This window comes from Aquirhabdus parva (assembly GCF_003351745.1).
In the GTDB taxonomy this organism is placed as follows: Bacteria; Pseudomonadota; Gammaproteobacteria; order Pseudomonadales; family Moraxellaceae; genus Aquirhabdus; species Aquirhabdus parva.
In genome coordinates, this window is sequence record NZ_CP031222.1 from 2,946,948 (window position 1) to 2,967,486 (window position 20,539).

The following is a 20,539-nucleotide window of genomic DNA, read 5'->3' on the forward strand; positions in this document are numbered from 1 at the left end:
GGGCATACACGCGTCATTGGTCATGGCGTGGGTTTAAAACCTACGAATTCACTCACATCAACCCTCATGTTGAGATCAAGTATAGAATGAAATGACACTGATGGTTATCCCATTAAACATTCTCCTATTAAGTAAACATACATCATTTAGCCCCAGAAAATAAAAAAAGATGAGCAATTGCCCATCCTTTTTTAACTTACCCGAATCAGCTATTACCCCGAAACACTCTCAGTCCCCAACTCCACATGCCCTACAAAGCGACGTGAGAAGAGCGGATCGATGCTCACAGTTGCCGTGAAGTCATACCAGCAGTTGGTATAGAGCTGGACATTCCAGTAATCGGTCAAAGTCGAACCCGCAGTCAGGGTATAAGTCCACGGGCCATCACTGCGATAGCCATTTGAACGGACCGTAAAGGTGACTGAACTGGTGCTGTTGTTGGTCATGGTCAGGATTAACTTGGCTTGACCGGAGGTGGTGAAGTCATAAGAAGACGTCACTTCTACGGCAGCGCCTGCGGCATTGATATCGCCAATAAAGCGACGCAAGAAGCCATTAGGGCCATAGACTGACAGGTCGTACTTGCCTGCACCATAGGTCTGTACGCTGAAATAATCCGAAACTGGCGAACCATTCTTCACATCGTACTGCCACGGGCCATCGCTGCGGTAGTTATTAGGATAGATTGAATGATGCACCGATTCGTTGCCGATATTGCTCATGGTAATCCAGAAGCGTCCGGTGGACTTTTCCACACGTGAAGTCGCATTCGGCTGATAAGGAATCGCACGTGCAGGGCGAGTGCCACTTTCCTGAATGGGCATGCTCGGCGTGGTTGGTGCTTTCGGCGCTGGCAACGTTGAACACTGCGTTGCGGCTTGGGTCGCCAGCGTGCTGGTATTCGGCATCGCAGGAACGGTTACGCTGGTGCTGGTAAAGTTAAACGCTGAGGTTAAGTCGCCGCACACCTGACGACGCCAAGCAGAGATATTCGGCTCCTGCACGCCTGTCCACATCTCAAGGAAACGAATCACCGAGGTATGATCGAACACTTGCGAGCAGACATAACCACCCTTGCTCCACGGTGAAACAACAGTCATCGGAACGCGAGGTCCGAGTCCAATTGGCACTCCGCCGACAAACTCTGCCGCAGTGCCTGCAGGGGGCACAGGGGGCACGATGTGGTCAAAGAAACCATCATTTTCATCGTAGTTCAACAACATCACGGTTGAACCCCATACCGTTGGATCAGCGGTCAGTGCGGTTAAGACCTGATTGATCATGTCCGCACCTGCTGCTGGCGAAGAGCTTGGATGTTCAGAGGCAGACTCAGGAGCGACCACCCATGACACTTGCGGTAATGTTCCGTTTAACACATCGGCTTTAATCGCAGCGGCGACGTTTTGCACAGTGGTGTTCCCTGCGATCCTGGGCACAGAAACCATGCCGCGGTCATGCAGTGGATTCCCTGCTGGTGCGTTCTTGTACTGTTTAAACCAAGCTAAGGCATTGTCATCGTAGTTATCAGCGGTATCCTGATAGACCTTCCAACTGACGCCTGCGTTTTGTAGGCGCTCAGGATAGGTTGTCCAAGTAAAGCCAGGCTCATTATTATTAGTGATGGGTCCACCACCTGTGCCTGTTGGATCAACCATACCTGACCAAAGATATAGGCGGTTGGGATTGGTTGGGCCCATTTGCGAGCAGAAGTAGTGATCACAGATCGTGAAGGCATCGGCCAGTGCAAAATGAAATGGAATATCCGCACGCTGATAATAGCCCATGGTCAGGCTCGATTTGGCAGGTACCCAATTGTCATATTTGCCATTGTTCCATGCACTGTGGGTGCCTGACCATGAGTGATCTAAGTCTGCAACGCACTGTGCGCTGGTGGTTGCGGTATCCAGATGAAACGGCATCACCACGCTGGTGCCGCTTTTTTGGTTAAACACGGAGGTGCCATTTCTTTGCACAAACGCGGTACGGTCAGAAAAACCACGCACGCCCTTGAGAGTGCCGTAATAGTGATCAAACGAGCGATTTTCCTGCATGAAGATCACGACATGTTTGACTGCAGACAGTGAACTGCCTATGGCAGGTGCAGCCAGTGCGGCTTGAATACCGCTCGGCAATACGCCCGCTCCCATTACCGCTGCTGAACTTCCTAAAAAGCGACGACGTGAAAACTTGTCCATCCCTTAAATCCTTGTTGATTAAAATTTGAGTATTAAACCCGTGGTTTATGACAGCTCGGTGTCATAAACCACCTCAAAAAATATTTAATAATCAGTCTGAGACACGCATCACAGAGTTCATGTTTGGATTAAAAATGAATATTTTTTATCCATATCAAATCCATCTCGGCTCAATATTCGACATTTCTCAAACACAAAAAAATCAGGTCTGTCTTTTAAGCTACGTCTGCAAAGTAATGTGTATTGCAAAATAGACTAACGTGCAAGGAAGTGCGCAGTATGATTGATGGTCCGTTTAGAACGGCACAATCATCAAAAAATAATGTGGCAATGATCGTGTTTGGTGCTTTACCACGTCGAATATAAATGGATAAAATTCACACAATTCATCCATAATGAATGACGCGTGGCGCTTTTAATAACAATCACGCGATAAAAATCAAAGAATTGACTATCATGGCTTTTGGGGGCTTAGAGATGTGGCAGAAGAATAAATTTTCAGATTATCCGTTTTCAATCAAAGGGCGGTTTTCCAGACTGTCCTACTTGGCTTGGGCTGGACTACTCTCTCTTGTTACCCTGATCGTAGTCATGATCAATACACTACTGGTGTCCCGAAACATTAGTGCTGAAGCGATACTGGATCAGCCGCCATCACTGTCTTATCTGTTTTGGCCATCGTGGATCGTGCTGATCATTTCTTTCTATTTAAGTAACGTCTTTATGATCCGCCGCTTGCATGATTTAAATCGTACGGGTTGGCTTGCCCTGATTGTGTATCTGCCCGTGATTGGTTTTTTATTTTGGTTGTATTTGGTCGTTGCGCACGGCTCAACTGAACGCAATCGCTATGGTCGCCCGCGTGATGCAAGCGTTTGGGAGGGGATTTTTGGATTGGTTTGGGGCGGACTATTGCTTGGCGCGTTGTTATTTTTTGGCGTATATGCGGTTCTTAACCCCGGTATCCAGCACTTCGATATACTGAGCGTCTTCCTGAAGAAATAATAAGGGAGCTTTTAAAAGCGTTGCTTAAACGACGCGCATTAAAAAACCCGCGCTAATCTCATCCTGATAGCGCGGGTTCCACATGTCAACATCCTGTCATTGCTTCCATACCGTTTGTAGTTCATCATGAACCACTTACGTTTTCATCCTACGGCTGTCCTTCCCTCTGGCAATCCTTGCCGACATCCCTGTGCCGTGAAGCTATTATTATCAAAATTCCCTTTTGAAAATAGAGCAATTCACGTCTCATCATGTAAGCCAAAGACTACATCAGATGATTTAAGCACAATAACACGGCTTTACTACAATCTGGTTAAACTTCACAAGATATTGATAATATTATTAATTGTGAGAATTGCATCTCACTATTATTCCTTATCAGTCCAAAGATCAGAAGATGTTTAGAACCATATGTGTCCCCGTACACACTTTGCCAATTACGTCCTACTCGAATAGCCAACCGCACCGCTCTGAAGAGACTTCTTTTGAGATTTTGAGATTTTGAGATTTTGAGATTTTGAGATTTTGAGATTTTGAGATTTTGAGATTTTGAGATTTTGAGATTTTGAGATTTTGAGATTGATTAAATCTGAACTGCCAAAACTTTTCAAACGCGCAATAAAAAACCCGCACTAGTATCATCCTGATAGCGCGGGTTCCACATGTTAACATCCTGTCAATTGCTTCCATACCGTTTGTAGTTCATCATGAACCACTTACGTTTACGTCCTACGGCAGTCCTTCCTTTTGGCAATCCATGCCGACATCCCTGTGCCGTGCAGCTATTATTACGAAAAGCGGTCTGACAACATAGAGCAATTCACGTCACCTCATGTAAGCCAAAGACTACAAGAACATATAACGCCGACACTACCCTGCAATCTTTCTGGCAATCTGATTCATTAATCCACTGATCCGATTACTTTTTTTATGAATTGCTTGCAATAGCAGCGCTTGCTTTGACCAGACCTGTACACCCTCTTTCGCCCGCGTAATCGCGGTATAAATGAGCTCCCGAGTGAGCATCTCCTCCGCACTGTCATCCAAAACCATCGCCACCTGACGGAACTCTGAGCCCTGTGACTTGTGGATGGTCAATGCAAAAGCGGTTTCGATCTGCTCCGGTGGTAAACGTGTGGCGGCGATCGGAGCAGGACGATCAGGAAAATATACCCACTCCCGCCCCGTCTGATCGACCAGACAAACACCGATATCGCCATTGGAGATGCGTAGACCGTAGTCATTGCGGGTCATCATGGCAGGACGACCGCTATACCAGCCCTCACGCTTAATCAGACTGTGGCCCAGCGCCTGCTGCAAGGCTTCACCGATAGAACGATTAATTGCATGGGCACCGAGATCGCCTGCACGTTGGGCACAGAGCACTCGAAACTGATCAAAGGCTAAAAACAGGGCTTTTACTTGGTCTTCCGTCAAGGGATGGCTCGCCCCTTTCAGCTTAAGCAGTACCTCAAAATAAGGCTGAAATCCCTGCCAGAGTTGATGAAACACGGCGCTATTTGGGGTTTTGGCCAGATTAATATATTGCACCTGCGCACTGGTGGTCAGTGCCTTAAGAACCGCATCTTCCTGCTGATTCAACACCCCTGCGGCCAATAAACCAATCCCTTCATCAGCTTTAAAGCGGCTACTCTCTTGCAGCGCCACACGATAGGGGGCAAGAGCCGGCACTGCATCCAGATCAGCCAGTACCGCGCCTGCATCCACGGCGGCCAATTGATTGGCATCGCCCAAAATAATCACGCGAGTACCGACTGCAATGGCATCAAAGAGCAGGCTTGCCAGTGCCAGATCCAGCATCGAACCTTCGTCAATGACGATCAGATCAAATGGCAACGGCTCGCTGCGGTGATAACGCGGCGTACTACGCCCACCTAAACCGAGCAAGCGATGGATAGTTTGCGCAGTTTGGATCTGGGCACCACTCACCCCCGCCTGCTTAAACTCATTCGACAGGACGCTCTGCATCCGCTGCGCGGCTTTACCAGTCGGCGCGGCCAATGCAACGCGGAGTTGAGGCGCCGCTTGTTGTAAGGCTTTGACAATACGCGCCAGCGTATAGGTTTTGCCTGTGCCGGGTCCGCCAGTGATCAGGGTGAAGGGGTGACGCGCGGCCAGCTCAATCGCTTGGCGCTGTAAGTCTTTTAGGGATGTTTCTTGACTTAGATCCACAGCAACTGCGGCTGGTGCAGTCGCTGGATTGAGTAAAGCTGCCAAGCGCTCAGCAAGCTTCCACTCCTGATGCCAGTGGCGATAAAAATAGACATAGCGCGACTCTGCGTCCGCCTGTTCAACAACCAGCGGTGCAGGCTGAGTTAAGGCATGTTCGCCGCTTGCCACGAGGGGATGTCTGAGCCACTCCGCCTCTTCAGGGTTTAAATGATTGGTCGTTTGTTTAAGGCAAGTATCACCCAGCTCAAGTGCAGTTCCAAGCTGCACGATATACCCCGCAAGGGTTTCTCGGGTATGCGCTTGAGTCTCAGGAAATTTGCCTAACAGATTCTGCGCCAAGACCTGTGACCATGCGGGGACTTCATCTTGGGTGTCCTGTTGAGGCGTCTTTAAAAGAATCCTATCACTCATACGCCACTCCGAATCTGCGCTTGACCTAAGATCGCATCTAAGTCTAGTACCAACTGTGGATCTGGACGCCAATAGACGATCCCTGTTTGATCTGATTTGGCCTGCATGCCGCGTAAATACATATAGCAGGCCCCGCCTAAATGTTTGGTTATGTCATACCCGGGCAAACGCACTTTAAGATAACGATGCAACGCAACCAGATACAAGGCGGCTTGTAGCCAATAGCCGGAATGAGTCATGCTATCTTTCATGGCCTGATCGGTGTAGTACTGTAGTCCATCACCTAGATAATTACTCTTATAGTCAGCAACATAGAACTGCCCTTGATGCTCGTAGACCAGATCGATAAAACCTTTGAGGTAGCGAATGGCTTGAGTCTTGTGAATCTGCGGGACTTGGATGCCGCTCTCATGCAGACGTTTGACGAGGGCATCGCCATCAATGCGTTCATCTTTGAGCGAGAGATGGAACTCCAGCTCACGCACGCGGGCATTGAATTTTAAGTTCGACAGCTTCGCCCCATCGGGCAATGGCGCATCCACGATATCGCGGAACCACGGCACCATCGACTCAGGGTCTACATCGGGGATGGCATGACTCTGCATTTGCTTGGTGAAGGTATCGGTCCATTTGCTGCGCGCATTGTCATCATAGCGCGGGTCGAGATACTCCAGAATCTTATGCAGGCAGTTGCCGCCATTGGCACCGCGCTGGAAACGAAAGCGCACATCGTCAGATGGGATGTCCTCTTCAAAATCGAGAGAGGGCAGCAATAGCGAACCTTGTTTCATTTGCAATTCAAGCGCTTGTTTGGCTTGCTCTTGCTTGAGTTGCTTTGCGGTGAGCGGCACAGAAGCGGCAGGTGTAGACAAACGACTTTCCACAAAGTATTCGCCCTCTAACTCATCATCGGCATACTCAGGCGCCACCAGATCATTCGACAGCATCACTTCTAACTTGACCGGCTCGACATCGCGTACCAGCGCGCTAAAGCTGGTCATACCCCATGCTTTAAAGTGGCGATGGGCAATATGTCGTGTCGCCAGTTCGCTATGCTGAATCTTGGGCGGTTGATAGCGCCAATCAGCAGATTCCGGAAGTGGAGCTTCAATTTGCACCAGCCTGCTATGCTGGGCTACAAAATCAGCCACGCCTTGCGGGAACCAATGCGAAAAGGACGGCAGTGATGTTTGACCTTTGGAATTGGTCTTTTGTGCCTTTAAGAACAGATACTGGCGATACTTGGCACGGGTCAGTGCAACATAGAGCAAACGGCGCTCCTCGCCTACTTCGCGCTCTGCATGCTGATCAAGGATATCTTCATTTTGACTATCAAAGCCTAAAGTGCGCTGTTCATCTTCAAGATAAAATACCACCTCGGGCTGTTTAGTCCGTGTTGCCAAGGCCTTGTCTTTGATGCCCACGGCAAACACGATGGGGAACTCCAGCCCCTTTGAGCCATGAATAGTCATCATCTGGACACCGCTCTGACTCGGCAGTGCACGCTCGACTTCATCGCCGCGCTCGCTGGGTTTGGCGACTTGACGCAGCAGCCATGCCAGCAAATGATGCGCCCCCACGCGTCGCTCACTCTGCCGATGTAGCAGTTCAATCAAATGACGTAAATTCACTAAATGCCGCTCGCCGCTCACGCCCGAGACACCGCCTTGATCCCGCGCTAAACGCTGCCAAATCTGGTAGCGCCCGGCGATACGCTGCCATGCAGCCAGAAATCCCGACTTGGCCCAGACCTGTGCATCAATGGCAAAGGCGGCTTGCTGCTCAGCAAAATCCATCGCCTGTTGTTCAAGCGCGTCCAACTCTGTCAGTGTCTTGCCAATCATGAGCCCCGACAGTGCACGGCGGAAATAATCTTCGCGATAGGGTGACAGCATCAATTGCATGATTGCGGCGAGATCGTAGGTTAACGGGCTTAAAAACACGCTGGTTTTGGACTGACGCCAAACGGGAACATTCGCGGCTTGTAGGTATTGTTCAACAGTATTGAGATCACGATGGCTGGATGCCAGTACAGCGATGTCTTGCGGTAACACGGGTTTACCCTTGATCTGAAGCTGCCCCTGATCACTGGCTTGCAGCAACTGCATAATCCGCCATGCGGTCTGGGAGAGTTCATCACTGTCCTCAGTCAACTGCACCAGACGCAACGGCGTAGGATTTTCAATACCCTGATCAACCAGTGGCGCATGATCACGCGGAGCTGGGGTCACTTCAGGGTAATCGACACCATCACCTAAAGTGTCGTTGTGACTCAGGAAGGCATTGACCGCATCCACCAGAGGGGCAACTGAACGCTGATTCTGATCCAGCGCATGGACATGACCTGCATCACTGACCTGTTTCTTGGCAGAAAGGTAAGTATGGATATCACCCCCGCGAAAGCCATAAATCGCTTGCTTGGGATCCCCAACCAGTATCAGACACGGCGCATCAGGATCATCAATCTTAAAACGATTCTGCTGAATCTCGCTCTGGATGAACTGACGGTAAACCCGCTCAACCACGCGATCCTGATCGCTATTGGTATCCTGAAATTCATCGACCAGCGCGACCGGATAGCGATGACGAATTTGCTGTGCGAGTGCCTGCCCCGACTCCCCCTCCAGCGCTTGTGCCAGCATATGCATTTGCTCGGCAAAGGTCGTTTCACGATGCTCTGCAAGCAATTGCGGAAACTGCTCACGAACATGCAGCACAATGTGGTGATGCAAGTGCGCTTTGGCCTGTTTTAAGCTGTTTAGCAATCGACGGCGCAATAATGCAAAGTCTGTGACCAGTTGCGTTTGTGGGCTATTCAGTAAGTCCTGAATCCACGGTAGCTCATTGCCTGACTTATTGAAGTTGGTATTGAATTTTTGCTGTTCAAACAGGCTCAGTAACTTCATCTCGGGACGGCTGTCTGCCATGGTGAGGACATCTTCCAGACTGGCCTGACTTATCCAGTCAATCAGCGCTGGGAAAGACTCATGAAAATTGGCAAAAATGCGCCCACCCCAAAAATAAGGTTTGGCCCTAGCCCATGTTTCTAGCCACCCCGTCCAATCCTCGGCCTGAAGCTGGCTTTGAAAATGTTCAAGTGCAGGATAATCAAACTGAAAATCCGCTACAGGGGCAATCTGAGCACTCAGAAAGTTCATGACCGTCTGCACAACCCGCTCATGATCCGCAACGTCAGTGATCGCACCGCTCAGCACGAGCATCTCGATCAGACGCGGGTCTTGTTGGCTGCGCCATTCGCGTAGGGCATCATGGATCAACTGCTGGATCAACTGTTGATCTTGTTCACTGATCTCGCGTGGCTCGCCCTGCCCGACGTCAAAAGAAAACTCGCGCAGAATCTTCTGGCAGAAGCTATCTAGCGTGTTGATAAACAACTCATCAAAGGTTTCTAACGACAATCGTAATTGGTTCGACGCGGCTTGTTTTTCGGTGACCGTGAGCTTATCCAGCAAATACAACCCCAGCACATCCTTGTTGTCACTCGCACGCTGAACAGCCCGCTCAGGATGAGTGATCGATTCATTGAGTAGCGCCCAGACCTCCTGAATTCGTTGACGAATCCGATCTTGTAGTTCAGCAGCAGCGGCACGGGTAAAGGTCGTGGCGACGATCTGGCGGGTTTGCAGCTTGCGCTCAACCAGCAGGCGCACGATCAGTGCGGACAGTGCCCAAGTCTTGCCAGTACCTGCCGAGGCCTCGATCAGGTGCATACCATATAAATTCAGACTTAAAGCTGGTGTCGTCATTTGCTGGCGCCCCCGATCTCTTCATCCGCAATACTGATCTGCTCTACGAGCGGCGCATATAGCACTTCCGCATAGCGCTCAAAATCACGCATAAAGGCTTGTGCGGGGTCTTGTCCTTGGAGGATTAACTGCCAGTCGGGATGTAGAGCACAGTCTTCATTTTGCTGCGGTGGAACAAAGGCATTGAAATCATCGGCAGTCAGCCACTTTTGCAGCAGCTCGTCGAGTGCGGTGATCTTCACCTCACCAGTCTTTTTATCGATCTTGAACGCATCCACGACCAGCGCTGGCGGCAGTACAAAAGGCCGCTTTGCAGCGAGTTGCCAGACATACAGCCAATCTTGTAAATGCTTCAACGCATCCTCCATCGCCATTGGCTGGGCAATCAACGTCTGCGCGCTATACACTCCGATGCGCTGTCCAATCCCTTGCTCGACCTCTTGCGCGGTGGTCTTGCGCCATACTTGCCACAGCAAATGCTCAATCCAGAAGCGCAGTAAATGCTTACCGCGCCCACTACTGGCTGACTGGCTGAGCCACATGGACGCCTGCTGATCGGTCGGTACACGAATCGAAAGTTGCACCTCTGCCCGCTCTGAATGCCGCAAAATATCTGTTTCAGGGAGTGCGACTTTAAGCAAACGCTCGGTCAATGGGTTCACAAAGCCGCCGTAGAGCTGCAAACGCTGTTCAATGCTGACTTGCTCTCGCTCACCTTTTTGCCAATACGCCTTGCCTGCCGCACCGATCGGCAGTGCCGCAGACCACTGCGTGGCTTGCAAAGGCTGTGCACTCTGCTTGGCAAGTTGAAACTGATGGCGCAGTTGATACTCATCGAGTTTATTGAGGGTCAGTGGCTCATAGCCGGATAAGCCCTCCTCCAGATAAATCCGTCCGATCCGCGCCGCTGCCATGAAATAACGCGCTGGCTGGGTCAAGTCTTTAATCAATTGATTGGCATTGATCATGCCGATTTCAGCGTCTGCATCCTGTACTTTGTTCGTGGACAGATCCGCCCAGACCAACGGATCAGATTGCAACGTCTGTTGATTTAATTGCTGCGCGACTTCAAACCAGACACCGCGTGCACCCAAAGGCTGACGCGGGTCAAAGTTGGCTTGTTCAAACGGCAGCAGGGTATGTCGTTGATGAATGAACTGATCTAGTGGAGATACCCGTTGTTCAGGGTCGCTGGAACTCGGCATCGGACTTAAATGATCACGTAGAAAATCCATCAGCTCTTGCACGGGTGCCGCAGGCAGGCGCGGTTGATCATCCTGCACGTCTTGTCCATTGTAAAACAGCCAGCAGGCATCCGATGCGAGCAACAAAGCATCCAGAAATGCACCAAGATCATCTTCGGTACGTGAACGATCACCCAGAACTGATGGGAATGCGCCGATCAAATCAAAGGTATTCTTTTGTTCACGTTTGGGGAATTTCCCAGTATCCAGATTGAGCACCGCGATGACGCGATACGGTAGCGGACGCATGGTGCCGAGACGGGCAAAGGTCACGCGACCTGTCGGCGTGGAGCTCTGCATACTGGCGGTCAGGGCGGCTTGCAGCTCTTCAAGAACAAAGCGCAATGGCAGTCCAACAAACCCATCCTCTGAGCCTGCGTGGATGAGTGCGGCCTGAGTGTTTTTATCCATATCATCTAGCGCTTGCATGAGGCTTGCCCAACCGCGGGTATCGCGCTCCGCACTAAAGGCCTGCTGGAGATCCGCGCGCAGAATCGACAACCACTCTGCAATACTACGCTGCGTCGTCAGTTCGCCGCGATGTTGGTTTAAGTCCTGATACAACTGCTCCATCACCGCGATCAACTCAAAGTCATCACGCATGAGCGTCGTCATGGGCAAGGTGTCGGCATAAAGCATAGCCACAGGCATCGCCATGCCCAGAATCAAACGATCCAGCGCAAAGCGCAAGGTGAAACGCACATCCACATCGGCTGCACTTAAAGTCTGCGCCAGGTGCGCGCCATCGAAACCACGCCGAAAACCCGCCTCAACCAATAGCTCACCGATCCGCGTCACTTGCGGCACGCTTAAGTTATAACTCTGCTGAACCGGCGTGAGTGCTAACCAATCCAGCAAGGTCTCACAAGATAGACGCCCTGCCAGCAACATAAAACGACCCGCAAAGGCTTGCCACAAGGCTTCAACCTCAGGAGCCGCAAGCCCTGTGATCTCAATCGGCACACTGATCTCGGCATCGCTCTCAAACGTACGCGTGCTAGGGCTGCTGAACACCGCGCGAATCAACGGGGCGACATCATTAAGATCCGGAACCAAGACCAGAATATCGGAAGGCAAACGCGAAGCACTTTTAGCAACATCGGCCCCAAGCCACTGGATAATCTCCTCACGCAGCACCTCAAGCTGGCGCAATGCGGAATGGCAGGCATGGATCGCGAGTGACTGGTCCTGTGGATCAAAGTCCCAATCTTTGACATTGGACAGATCCAAGGCGTGCTGCTGAATCTGCTGTAAAACAGTGGGTTGATTAAGGCTTGTCGATTCAACGAAGGCGTCTTTCCAGACCTCTTGCACCTGCTCGGTAAACTCACCACCCGACAAATTGACCAACAGTTTAAAGACTTCCCGCGCTTGCTTGCCCATCCGGGTCAGCAGTGGATGCGTCTCGCGACCTTGGGCATCCAGTGCACGCTCACTCTGGCGACGTTTAAGCCAGCGGCTATCGACCAGATCCGCCCAGTATTCTTGCGAGGGGTTATAGTGCAGTAAGGTCACATCCACATACTGAGCTAGCTGGCGGATAAACATCAGCTCGGCCGGCGGCAGTTGAATCACGGTAAAAATGGTCAAGCTTTTGGGTAATTTTTTCGCCTGCGTAGGATCTTTTTGCAGGGTGGTCCAGAACTGCTGAACTTCGGCTTCTCGCCGTTCAAAGGTTTCGGCAAACAGGGTCTTCCATAGCCATGCTTGCCACGTCTGCATTTCGGCATAACGTTCAACCAGCCAGTCCGGTTTGTCCTCACCAGATAGACGCAGCAATCCACCGCGCCCCCAGATCCGTAACCACTCAGGTCGATAGGTCACATAACCAGCAAAAACTTGTGCGATCTGTGCTGACAGCACCCAGATTTTGCTTTTCACCTCGGCGTCATTACGCGCCTGCTGATCGGTGCTACTCCGATGTACTTGGTGAGTCATCAGTTTTTGGAGTAAAAAACTGAGTGCCGTCCGTGCGGCGGGATCAATGCTTTGGCTACCACCACTTGTAAAGGTACTTAGGTAAACCTGCCAGATATAGGCAAAGATTTTCCAGCGCATGATGCTGCCGGACAGTGGCGCTTGCTGCTGGATTTTTTGCGATAGGTCATTGGGATCGCGTTCCGCTAGACGTCCATAGAGTTCCCACTGAAACGCACCGATAAAATCGGTCGAGACTTGGGCAGCGATGCCATGCTGATTGGCCAAGTAAAGCTTTAACCACACCCCGACCCCATGCGACGGAATCAGGATTTGCCTCGACTCGAACACCCCAAGTGGATGATCGGCAAAGAAGCTCAGCATCTCTTCAAAAAGACGCTCAATCCGCTGGCTTTGCACTATTCTTAGCATAGATAACGCTCAAATTCCTTTACAAAACATCGCTTTTTCTGCAGTTGACTCAATGGATCGCTGACAATTGCCACACAGAGATTCGACATCTAAACATGTTTTCACTCTCGATTCACTATTATGTTTTGGGTATGATGCCTGAATGATCAATATTTTCGATTTGTTCACACCAGCCATCTCACAGATCCATGTGATAGATAAGCTCAGACCCATATAACAAGGAAAAGGGATACGTATGAAACTCGATAAATTACCCGGTCAAATCGACCCCAGCCTTGACCTCGACCAAGTCCGTCGCGAAGCCAAGGCCATGGTGAAAAAGCGCGCCTATATTTCGGCGGGTGTGTCGGCAGTACCCGTGCCGTTTTTGGATGTGATGGTTGACGCTGGCTTGCTCACTCAATTGATCCCTGAAATCAATGTGATGTTTGGTCTGGCTGCAGAGCGGATGCCCGCTTTTGATTTAGAAACTCGTGAAGTACATTGGAACGAGATGAGAGCTCGTGGACTTGAGTTTGCGGGTTTGGTCGCCACTCGCGGCGTGGTACGCATGTCCATTCAAGGCATGGCGACCCGTATACTGTCTAAACAAGTGATTAAGTTTATCCCGCTCGGTGGGCAAATTGTGGCCGCAACGATGGGCTATTATGTCATGAAGAAAATCGCAACAGATCACATCAACGAATGCTACGACCTCGCCAAAGGCTTGCAGAACAAACAAAGCGAGAAAGTGGTGGCAGGCCGGACAAAAAAGACCAAATAAGTCAGACGTATTTTAAGGCGTGATGGATATCACGCCTTTTTTATGATGAAGAGCGCAGTGTCAACGTCGTCTCTAAGACTACACTCAGTGCGTCTTTTGTTGCATCTCGATGTCCATCATTTCACGAGACAGAGACTCTTCAGAGCGTGGACTGAGCGCTGAACGGTAGAGATGATCCAGCAAGGTGAACGCCAAGATAATTAGCACACCACCGCCTAAATAGATCATCCATTTGATCGATGGACTGAAATAAACCAGCTTTTCAAGACAAAGACCAAAGGTCACTACGAACAAACCAATCATCATGTATTGCAGGAAAAATATTTTTTTCATCATGGCACCTGTTCTGGCAGATACAATCATCACCTAAAATCATGATTTTAATATGTTTATTATAATCCTTTACAAAGAACACATAACTCTCTTACTTGTTTACAATAATACATAAAAGCGTGAACTAAGTCACACCAATAATGCAAACCATTTGGTAAAACCACCTCTATTTTGTAACTAAATATATTCAGCCGAATCCAGAACTATTCGGCTAAAAAATATCCACCATCAATCCACTACATCCTTGTTTTTCAAAGTCTCCTTATAGTCCTCACTTTCTGTTAAAGCACCGACTCCAGACGTCGATTGAGGGACTCCAGCACCGCTAAACGGGCTGTTAACTTGTCATCCGATGCAATAATGACCCAAGGCGCCTCGGCGGTATTGGTGTGCTCAAACATATCGGCCGCTGACTGTAGATAATCATCCCAACGTTTACGGTTACGCCAATCATCCATGGTGATCTTAAAGCGCTTATGTGGTGTCTGCTGACGAGAGGTAAAACGCCGAGCCTGCTCGTCATTACTGATTGCCAGCCAGAACTTCAGTACGATCACCCCTCCTGATGTCAGATCACGCTCGAAGCGGTTGATCTCTGCATAAGCACTTTGCCACTCACCCGCTTTGACAAGACCTTCAATGCGCTCAACCAAGACTCTCCCATACCAAGAGCGATCAAAGATCGTCATCCCCACATGACCATTGAACTTTTCGGGTAGGCGCGACCAAAAGCGCCAGAGATAAGGATGACGCAGCTCATGGGGCTCAGGAGCAGCAATGGGGAAGACTTGATATTCACGGGGATCCAGCGATTCAACTACGCGAGTAATTGCGCCGCCCTTGCCAGCCGCATCCATACCTTCAAAAACCAGTACGATGGGACGATCACCGCGTCCGCGGATTAATGAAGCAAATTTCTTTTGCGCATCCTTTAAACGCGCCTTATACGTTTCCTTTTCCATCACGCTGCTATCCGGCAAGAGCAATGGTGCAGGGATCTCTGCCAACTGCCAGCGGCGTGCGGCTGTAGGGCTGGGTAGACGTGGAGTTTTCAGAGCATCGAGCACGATATGGCCAAACTTCAGATTACGCTCGCTGGCATCGCTACAATCAATATTGATCCAATCCGAACCCAACTCGGTGCGAAGCACTTGCAACTGATCATATTGCTCTTTATCACGCCAATCTAAACCATGCAGGTTTAACCAGCGCTCTTCGCTTTTATCCACCTCATCCAGACGCTTTTGCAGCCCATCCCAAGACAGGTCAAACCAGCATTTGCAGACCGTAATGCCTTGTGCACGTAAGTCTTGTTCAAAGGCATGCAGATGCTCAAGTTCACGTTGAAAGCGCGCACCTGTCATTTTCTGTGAGTCATCGCTGTCTTTACTGTCTTTATCCTTCTTCTTTTTGTCTGATTTTTTCTCTTGTTTATATGCCATATGGGCTTTAAGCAAATCACCGTACCAATTGCCAAACAGGATCACCGCCTCGCCTTTTTCTGGCAGTAAGGCAGCATCTTTGATCCATACGGGAGAATGGGGGGTCACGGGCATGCGTGCATGAACTTTAAATAAACGCGGATCAGCCCATGCACGCAGTTGGGTTAATGCCTCACCCTTGCCTGCCAGCTCAATACCGCTCATGAGAATGACCACTCCACGACCACGCGGTTTATCACGGGTATCGCGCAGGGCATACTGGGCTTCAATCAGAGCCAGCCTGAGACTATCTGGGGTATGCTGCCCCACATGAGGCACTGCCTGAATGCTGGCAACTTCATGCGCCACATCTAAGGGTTCAGTCACCACATCCTCTTGCACGACGGCTTGGTCCAGGCTTGTATCTAAAGTCTTTTGTGCTGTACTTTCCACTGTGGATTTGCCCATGTTTGTCACTTCCCTCAATCGACTTACGAAGAATATATTGTCTTTTAACCCTGTTTTCGCTAAAACTGCACGCCAATTGTTCAACATCCAGCCCGCACGACTCATCACTGTCATGGTTTTAGAGTATGCTTAGGTCTCTTTTGAACCCATTTATAACTCATCTGATTTGAATAAATAACTATGTCTAGTTTTGCTCCGATGCAAGCGTTGCTGTTACGTTACCATGCCCTTGAGTTCCATCATAATCCACAACTTGCCGCACGACTATTAGCTGTACAAAATTGGCAAAAGAAACGTATGGAACATACGCATAGAGCGTTGTTTGCTGTTCCTGCACATCAACTGATGACACAATATTTTTTGACCCGTCTCTATGCAGGCCCAGATTTTGCAATCTTGGCCAATCAATTTGAACGCGTGATTGCCAAAGCACAAAAGTTTGAAAAACTGGTGCCCGCAAGTACCATTCGTACCGGATGTGATGGTATCGAACTGGCAGTACTAGCCATTGAGCTAGATCAACAACTTGCAGAGCTTTTGTTGCAAGATCCTTTAGATAATACCGCGCTTGAATTGGATGATGATGCAGTGATTGCGCTCTACCATAAAGCCAATCAAGTCGAAGCTCGCCTACATCAGTTGGATCTACTGGATAAACTGGGATACAGTCTCGATAAATATGTGCGCTCCTTCGTGCTGCAAAGCGCTTTTAAAATGGCAAAGGGCGCAGCAAAACGCCATGATTTTGAACCGATGTATGCTTTTTTGGACGAAGGATTTGCGGCAATGAAACCGCTAAAATCAGCGGAAGAATTTGTGGGTGTCTTTACTCAGCAAGAACGACAAGTGATTGAACGTGTTCATGCGGGGACACCCAATCCTTTTGAACGCTAAGATCCAATGTTGATGCAGATCAAGGCATCAACCCATTACACTAACGGATCATCCATAACGGACCGTCCACAGCGCCACTTAGACAGTATGGAAGATAGAAGATGACTGACTCAAAACCAGAAGTAGAAGCCCAAACCGCAGTTGCACCTCAAGCGACGGGTACAAGCCCTTTCCATACAGGCGCGTTGCCGACGGGGACACCACAAGGTCAACAAAGCAGCTTGCCACAAGGGGCATCCACACAAGCGACTCCAGCAACTACGGCGGCCCCCACCAGCAATATCGGTGAAACCACCCACTTCGGCTACAAAACCGTACCGACCGCAGAGAAGCAAGCCAAGGTTGCTGAGGTGTTTCATTCGGTCGCTGCCAAATATGACCTGATGAACGATCTGATGTCGATGGGCATTCATCGCCTATGGAAACGTTTCGCCATTACCCTGTCCGGTGTGCGCCGTGGTCAGCATGTGCTGGACATCGCCGGCGGTACAGGTGATTTAGCGAAAGTATTTAGCCGTGAAGTGGGTTCGTCAGGTCGCGTGGTACTTTCAGACATCAACGAATCCATGTTAAACGTGGGTCGCGATCGCCTGCTGGATGCCGGCTGTAGCAATGTAGACTTTGTCCTTGCCAATGCTGAGACGCTAGAGCCATTTGCGGATGAGAGCTTTGATCTGTTGACCATCAGTTTTGGTCTGCGCAACGTGACCGATAAAGATGCGGCACTGCGCTCGATGTATCGTGTATTGAAACCGGGTGGTCGCTTGCTAGTCCTTGAGTTTTCGAAGCCTGTGTTTGAACCATTGTCCAAGGTCTATGACTTGTACTCCTTCACGGCACTGCCTTTCTTGGGCAAACTGATTACCAATGATGCCGAGAGCTATCGCTATCTGGCTGAATCAATCCGCATGCACCCCGATCAGCGCACCCTCAAACAGATGATGGAAAGCACCGGATTTAAAAACTGTGACTACCACAACCTGACCGGTGGTATCGTTGCCCTGCATCGCGGCTTTAAATAGTAGAGAACCCGATAACAAGGACATCGGCCCTTTGAGATTCAACACGGAGTACATGGCATGATCGCAACGCTTGCTCTTGCAGCCTTTGAGCGTCTGTTCAATGATTGGATCGACCTCGATGCCGCAACGCGCCTCGGCTTTGACCAACTCGCAGGCACAGTGCCCTCGACCAAGCTACTGCGGGTGGTGATTGATGCGCCAAGCTTGTCGGTAGATGTGCTGTTTGATCAAGGCCGGGTCCACCTGTCACCAACAGCATTGGGGCAACCTGAAAAACCGGTTTACTCCGTCTTTGAACAACGCCCTTATGACAAGGCACTGGCACCAGTCAAAGCGACTACCACGCTGCATGTGCCACATTTGATTGCCTTGGCGAAGCTCTTGGGTGCAGAGGCTGGTAGTACGGGGAATATTCCTATCCAAGGTGATATGTCGCTGCTGCAATCTCTGCAAAAGATCATGGCGCAAGCCGAACCCGATGTGGCGGGTAAGCTCGCCCCGCTCATCGGCGATATGCCTGCCCAGCAGATCGGTCAGTTCCTCCAGCAGGGTAAGCATGCAGTCCTGCAAGCAAGCAAAACCTTCTTAGCCAACAGTGAAGAATGGGTCAAAGACGACAGTCAACTGTTTCCAGCAAAATGGCAGAATGAACAATTCACCGAAGGGCTACAAGATATGCAAAGCGATGTGGAGCGGTTGCAGGCTCGTGTCGCACGGCTGCAAGCCCAGCAGAGTCAGCAATGATGGTGATGACAGAATTGATGACCACACCAATCATGCCTAAAAACGAGATAATATTAGCCTTCAGTACGCGCTTCTTAGCGAATACCCTTTTGGATCTAGACACCTTATGATTCCTCATCGCAAACGCTTACTTGAACTTTGGCGCATCGCTGCTCACTATCGCCTTGACACCCTGATTCCGCCCGAACAGATTCCCGATAAAGCCCGTCCTGCAATGACAGCGATTCGCCTGCATCCCGCAGCATGGAATAACCATACCCAAGACCCACTGCGTCTAAAAAATGCCTTACAAGACATGGGGGTGTTGTTTATCAAGCTGGGACAACTGTTGTCTACCCGTCGTGATCTGATTCCACCCGCATTGCTAGACCAATTGACTGAGTTGCAAGATCGCGTCACGCCCTTTCCTTATGCAGAGGCCAAAGCTCGAGTAGAAAGCTCTCTGGGTGCAACTCTTGAAACCTTGTTTGCCCGTTTCGATCCTATGCCACTGGCTGCAGCATCCATTGCTCAAGTGCATACCGCGGCATTTCATGATGGTCGTGAAGTCATCGTCAAGATTGTGCGCCCCAATATACGCCCGCAGATTATTCAGGATTTTGAGATTCTGGCGTGGATCGGTCATTGGCTCGAAGTGCGCGTCGAAGCCGCACGCGCACTGCACCTCAGCAAAGTGATTGATGATTATCGCCAAGTGATCCTAAACGAGCTCGATCTGGATCAGGAAGCGGCGAACACCATGCAGATGCGCCATAACTTCTTAGGCTCCAGCATGATGTATGTCCCTGAAGTCTATCGCAGTACGCGCGACATCATGATCGCGGAGCGCATCGTCGGGGCTCCCGTTTCGGACCTTGCGACTTTTGAGCGACTCGGCATGGATCGCGCTAGGCTCGCCGAGAAAGGTCTAACCATTTTCTTTACTCAGGTCTTCCGCGACAACTTCTTCCACGCTGACATGCACCCAGGCAATGTCTTTGTCGAGACCATCAATCCTGCTGAACCGCGCTTTATTGCACTCGACTGCGCGATTGTCGGCGAACTGTCCGATAATGACCGCCTGACCATCGCACGCATGCTGCTCGCCGTAATTCAAAGTAATTTCTCACAGCTTATTCAGATCGTGCATCAAGCCGGCTGGATTCCGCAAGGCACTGATCAAAATGCCCTGACGCGGGACATGCGCCGTGTGGTCAGCCCGATGATCTCAAAGCCCATGGATCAGCTCGACTTTGCCGGTATTCTGATGCAAGTTATGGACATCGCCAGACGCTATCGTTTAGATATTCCTCCGCAGCTCATGCTGCTGATCAAAACACTGGTGCATGTCGAAGGCTTGGGACGCGATTTGTACCCTCAACTGGACATCTGGAAACTGGCAAAGCCCATCCTCACCGAATGGGTTAGTCATCGCATGAACCCGGTCAAAGCAGTGCGCGATTTTGGTCAGCAAATCCCAGACCTGTTAATGGGTGCAACTGATCTGCCCGCGCTGCTCATCGACAGTCTGCATGGCATGCGTCAGCAAGGGGCTTGGCAAGACCGTCAATGGCGTGAACTACAGCAATTGCGCATGGACATCGTTCAGACCCGCCGTCGCGACTGGTTGGCTGGTAGTGGTTTTATTGCGCTGATCGCGATAGCCAGTAACGCGCCATGGCCGATTGCCAGCATTCTGATTGTCGTCGCCTTTTTTCTGGTTTTGTGGCGTGTGCTGATCTAAGCACGCG

At 50.2% G+C, this 20,539-nt stretch carries 12 protein-coding genes; 6 read left to right on the forward strand and 6 right to left on the reverse strand.

From position 1 onward, the window contains the following. Window positions 1-212 precede the first annotated feature (212 nt). Window positions 213-2,195, reverse strand: a complete 1,983-nt coding sequence (locus HYN46_RS13255) for a phosphocholine-specific phospholipase C (protein ID WP_114899821.1) — start codon at window positions 2,193-2,195, stop codon at window positions 213-215. Between the two features lie 477 nt (window positions 2,196-2,672). On the opposite strand from HYN46_RS13255, the gene HYN46_RS13260 reads away from it, so the two are divergent. After that, on the forward strand, window positions 2,673-3,200 hold the full coding sequence (locus HYN46_RS13260; protein ID WP_162818201.1) for a DUF805 domain-containing protein: 528 nt from the start codon (window positions 2,673-2,675) through the stop codon (window positions 3,198-3,200). A gap of 870 nt (window positions 3,201-4,070) precedes the next feature. Here the strand turns inward: HYN46_RS13260 and recD are convergent. Genes recD through HYN46_RS13280 form a run of 3 tightly spaced genes read right to left on the reverse strand, consistent with a single transcriptional unit; the run spans window position 4,071 to window position 13,164 of the window. Next, on the reverse strand, window positions 4,071-5,804 hold the full coding sequence (gene recD, locus HYN46_RS13270; RefSeq protein ID WP_114899824.1) for an exodeoxyribonuclease V subunit alpha: 1,734 nt from the start codon (window positions 5,802-5,804) through the stop codon (window positions 4,071-4,073). Next, window positions 5,801-9,571: a UvrD-helicase domain-containing protein gene (locus HYN46_RS13275; RefSeq protein ID WP_114899825.1), complete on the reverse strand. Its 3,771-nt coding sequence runs from the start codon at window positions 9,569-9,571 to the stop codon at window positions 5,801-5,803. The genes recD and HYN46_RS13275 overlap by 4 nt, the downstream gene beginning before the upstream one ends. Beyond that, complete coding sequence (locus HYN46_RS13280; RefSeq protein WP_114899826.1) at window positions 9,568-13,164, reverse strand: exodeoxyribonuclease V subunit gamma; 3,597 nt, start codon at window positions 13,162-13,164, stop codon at window positions 9,568-9,570. The genes HYN46_RS13275 and HYN46_RS13280 overlap by 4 nt, the downstream gene beginning before the upstream one ends. Window positions 13,165-13,399: 235 nt before the next feature. On the opposite strand from HYN46_RS13280, the gene HYN46_RS13285 reads away from it, so the two are divergent. After that, a complete protein-coding gene (locus tag HYN46_RS13285; RefSeq protein ID WP_114899827.1) occupies window positions 13,400-13,927 on the forward strand; it encodes a hypothetical protein in 528 nt (175 codons plus the stop codon). An 84-nt stretch (window positions 13,928-14,011) separates the two neighbouring features. On the opposite strand, the gene HYN46_RS13290 is transcribed toward HYN46_RS13285, so the two are convergent. Both HYN46_RS13290 and HYN46_RS13295 read right to left on the reverse strand, forming a co-directional pair. After that, complete coding sequence (locus HYN46_RS13290; protein WP_162818202.1) at window positions 14,012-14,293, reverse strand: hypothetical protein; 282 nt, start codon at window positions 14,291-14,293, stop codon at window positions 14,012-14,014. A gap of 248 nt (window positions 14,294-14,541) precedes the next feature. Continuing rightward, window positions 14,542-16,149, reverse strand: a complete 1,608-nt coding sequence (locus tag HYN46_RS13295) for a phosphate--AMP phosphotransferase (RefSeq protein WP_114899829.1) — start codon at window positions 16,147-16,149, stop codon at window positions 14,542-14,544. Between the two features lie 180 nt (window positions 16,150-16,329). On the opposite strand from HYN46_RS13295, the gene HYN46_RS13300 reads away from it, so the two are divergent. The 4 genes from HYN46_RS13300 to HYN46_RS13315 all read left to right on the forward strand — a co-directional run bounded on the left by HYN46_RS13300 (window position 16,330) and on the right by HYN46_RS13315 (window position 20,532). Continuing rightward, entirely contained in the window at window positions 16,330-17,043 is a 714-nt protein-coding gene (locus HYN46_RS13300; protein ID WP_114899830.1) for an FFLEELY motif protein, read from the forward strand. 101 nt (window positions 17,044-17,144) lie between these two features. Further along, window positions 17,145-18,065 (forward strand): bifunctional demethylmenaquinone methyltransferase/2-methoxy-6-polyprenyl-1,4-benzoquinol methylase UbiE, encoded by a 921-nt coding sequence (gene ubiE, locus HYN46_RS13305; protein ID WP_114899831.1) that lies wholly within the window; start codon window positions 17,145-17,147, stop codon window positions 18,063-18,065. Window positions 18,066-18,122: 57 nt separating this feature from the next. Continuing rightward, a complete protein-coding gene (locus HYN46_RS13310) occupies window positions 18,123-18,809 on the forward strand; it encodes a ubiquinone biosynthesis accessory factor UbiJ (protein ID WP_114899832.1) in 687 nt (228 codons plus the stop codon). 106 nt (window positions 18,810-18,915) lie between these two features. After that, the gene (locus tag HYN46_RS13315) at window positions 18,916-20,532 is read left to right on the forward strand and encodes an ABC1 kinase family protein (RefSeq protein ID WP_114899833.1); all 1,617 of its coding nucleotides are present in this window, start codon (window positions 18,916-18,918) and stop codon (window positions 20,530-20,532) included. Window positions 20,533-20,539 lie beyond the last annotated feature (7 nt).

Bases quoted from the DNA above. Each gene is read 5' to 3' on its own strand.
- ubiE (WP_114899831.1), top strand. From the start codon at position 17,145: ATGACTGACTCAAAACCAGAAGTAGAAGCCCAAACCGCAGTTGCACCT.
- HYN46_RS13260 (WP_162818201.1), top strand. From the start codon at position 2,673: ATGTGGCAGAAGAATAAATTTTCAGATTATCCGTTTTCAATCAAAGGG.
- HYN46_RS13275 (WP_114899825.1), bottom strand. From the start codon at position 9,571: ATGACGACACCAGCTTTAAGTCTGAATTTATATGGTATGCACCTGATC.
- HYN46_RS13255 (WP_114899821.1), bottom strand. From the start codon at position 2,195: ATGGACAAGTTTTCACGTCGTCGCTTTTTAGGAAGTTCAGCAGCGGTA.
- HYN46_RS13310 (WP_114899832.1), top strand. From the start codon at position 18,123: ATGATCGCAACGCTTGCTCTTGCAGCCTTTGAGCGTCTGTTCAATGAT.
- HYN46_RS13285 (WP_114899827.1), top strand. From the start codon at position 13,400: ATGAAACTCGATAAATTACCCGGTCAAATCGACCCCAGCCTTGACCTC.
- HYN46_RS13295 (WP_114899829.1), bottom strand. From the start codon at position 16,149: ATGGGCAAATCCACAGTGGAAAGTACAGCACAAAAGACTTTAGATACA.
- HYN46_RS13315 (WP_114899833.1), top strand. From the start codon at position 18,916: ATGATTCCTCATCGCAAACGCTTACTTGAACTTTGGCGCATCGCTGCT.
- HYN46_RS13280 (WP_114899826.1), bottom strand. From the start codon at position 13,164: ATGCTAAGAATAGTGCAAAGCCAGCGGATTGAGCGTCTTTTTGAAGAG.
- HYN46_RS13300 (WP_114899830.1), top strand. From the start codon at position 16,330: ATGTCTAGTTTTGCTCCGATGCAAGCGTTGCTGTTACGTTACCATGCC.
- recD (WP_114899824.1), bottom strand. From the start codon at position 5,804: ATGAGTGATAGGATTCTTTTAAAGACGCCTCAACAGGACACCCAAGAT.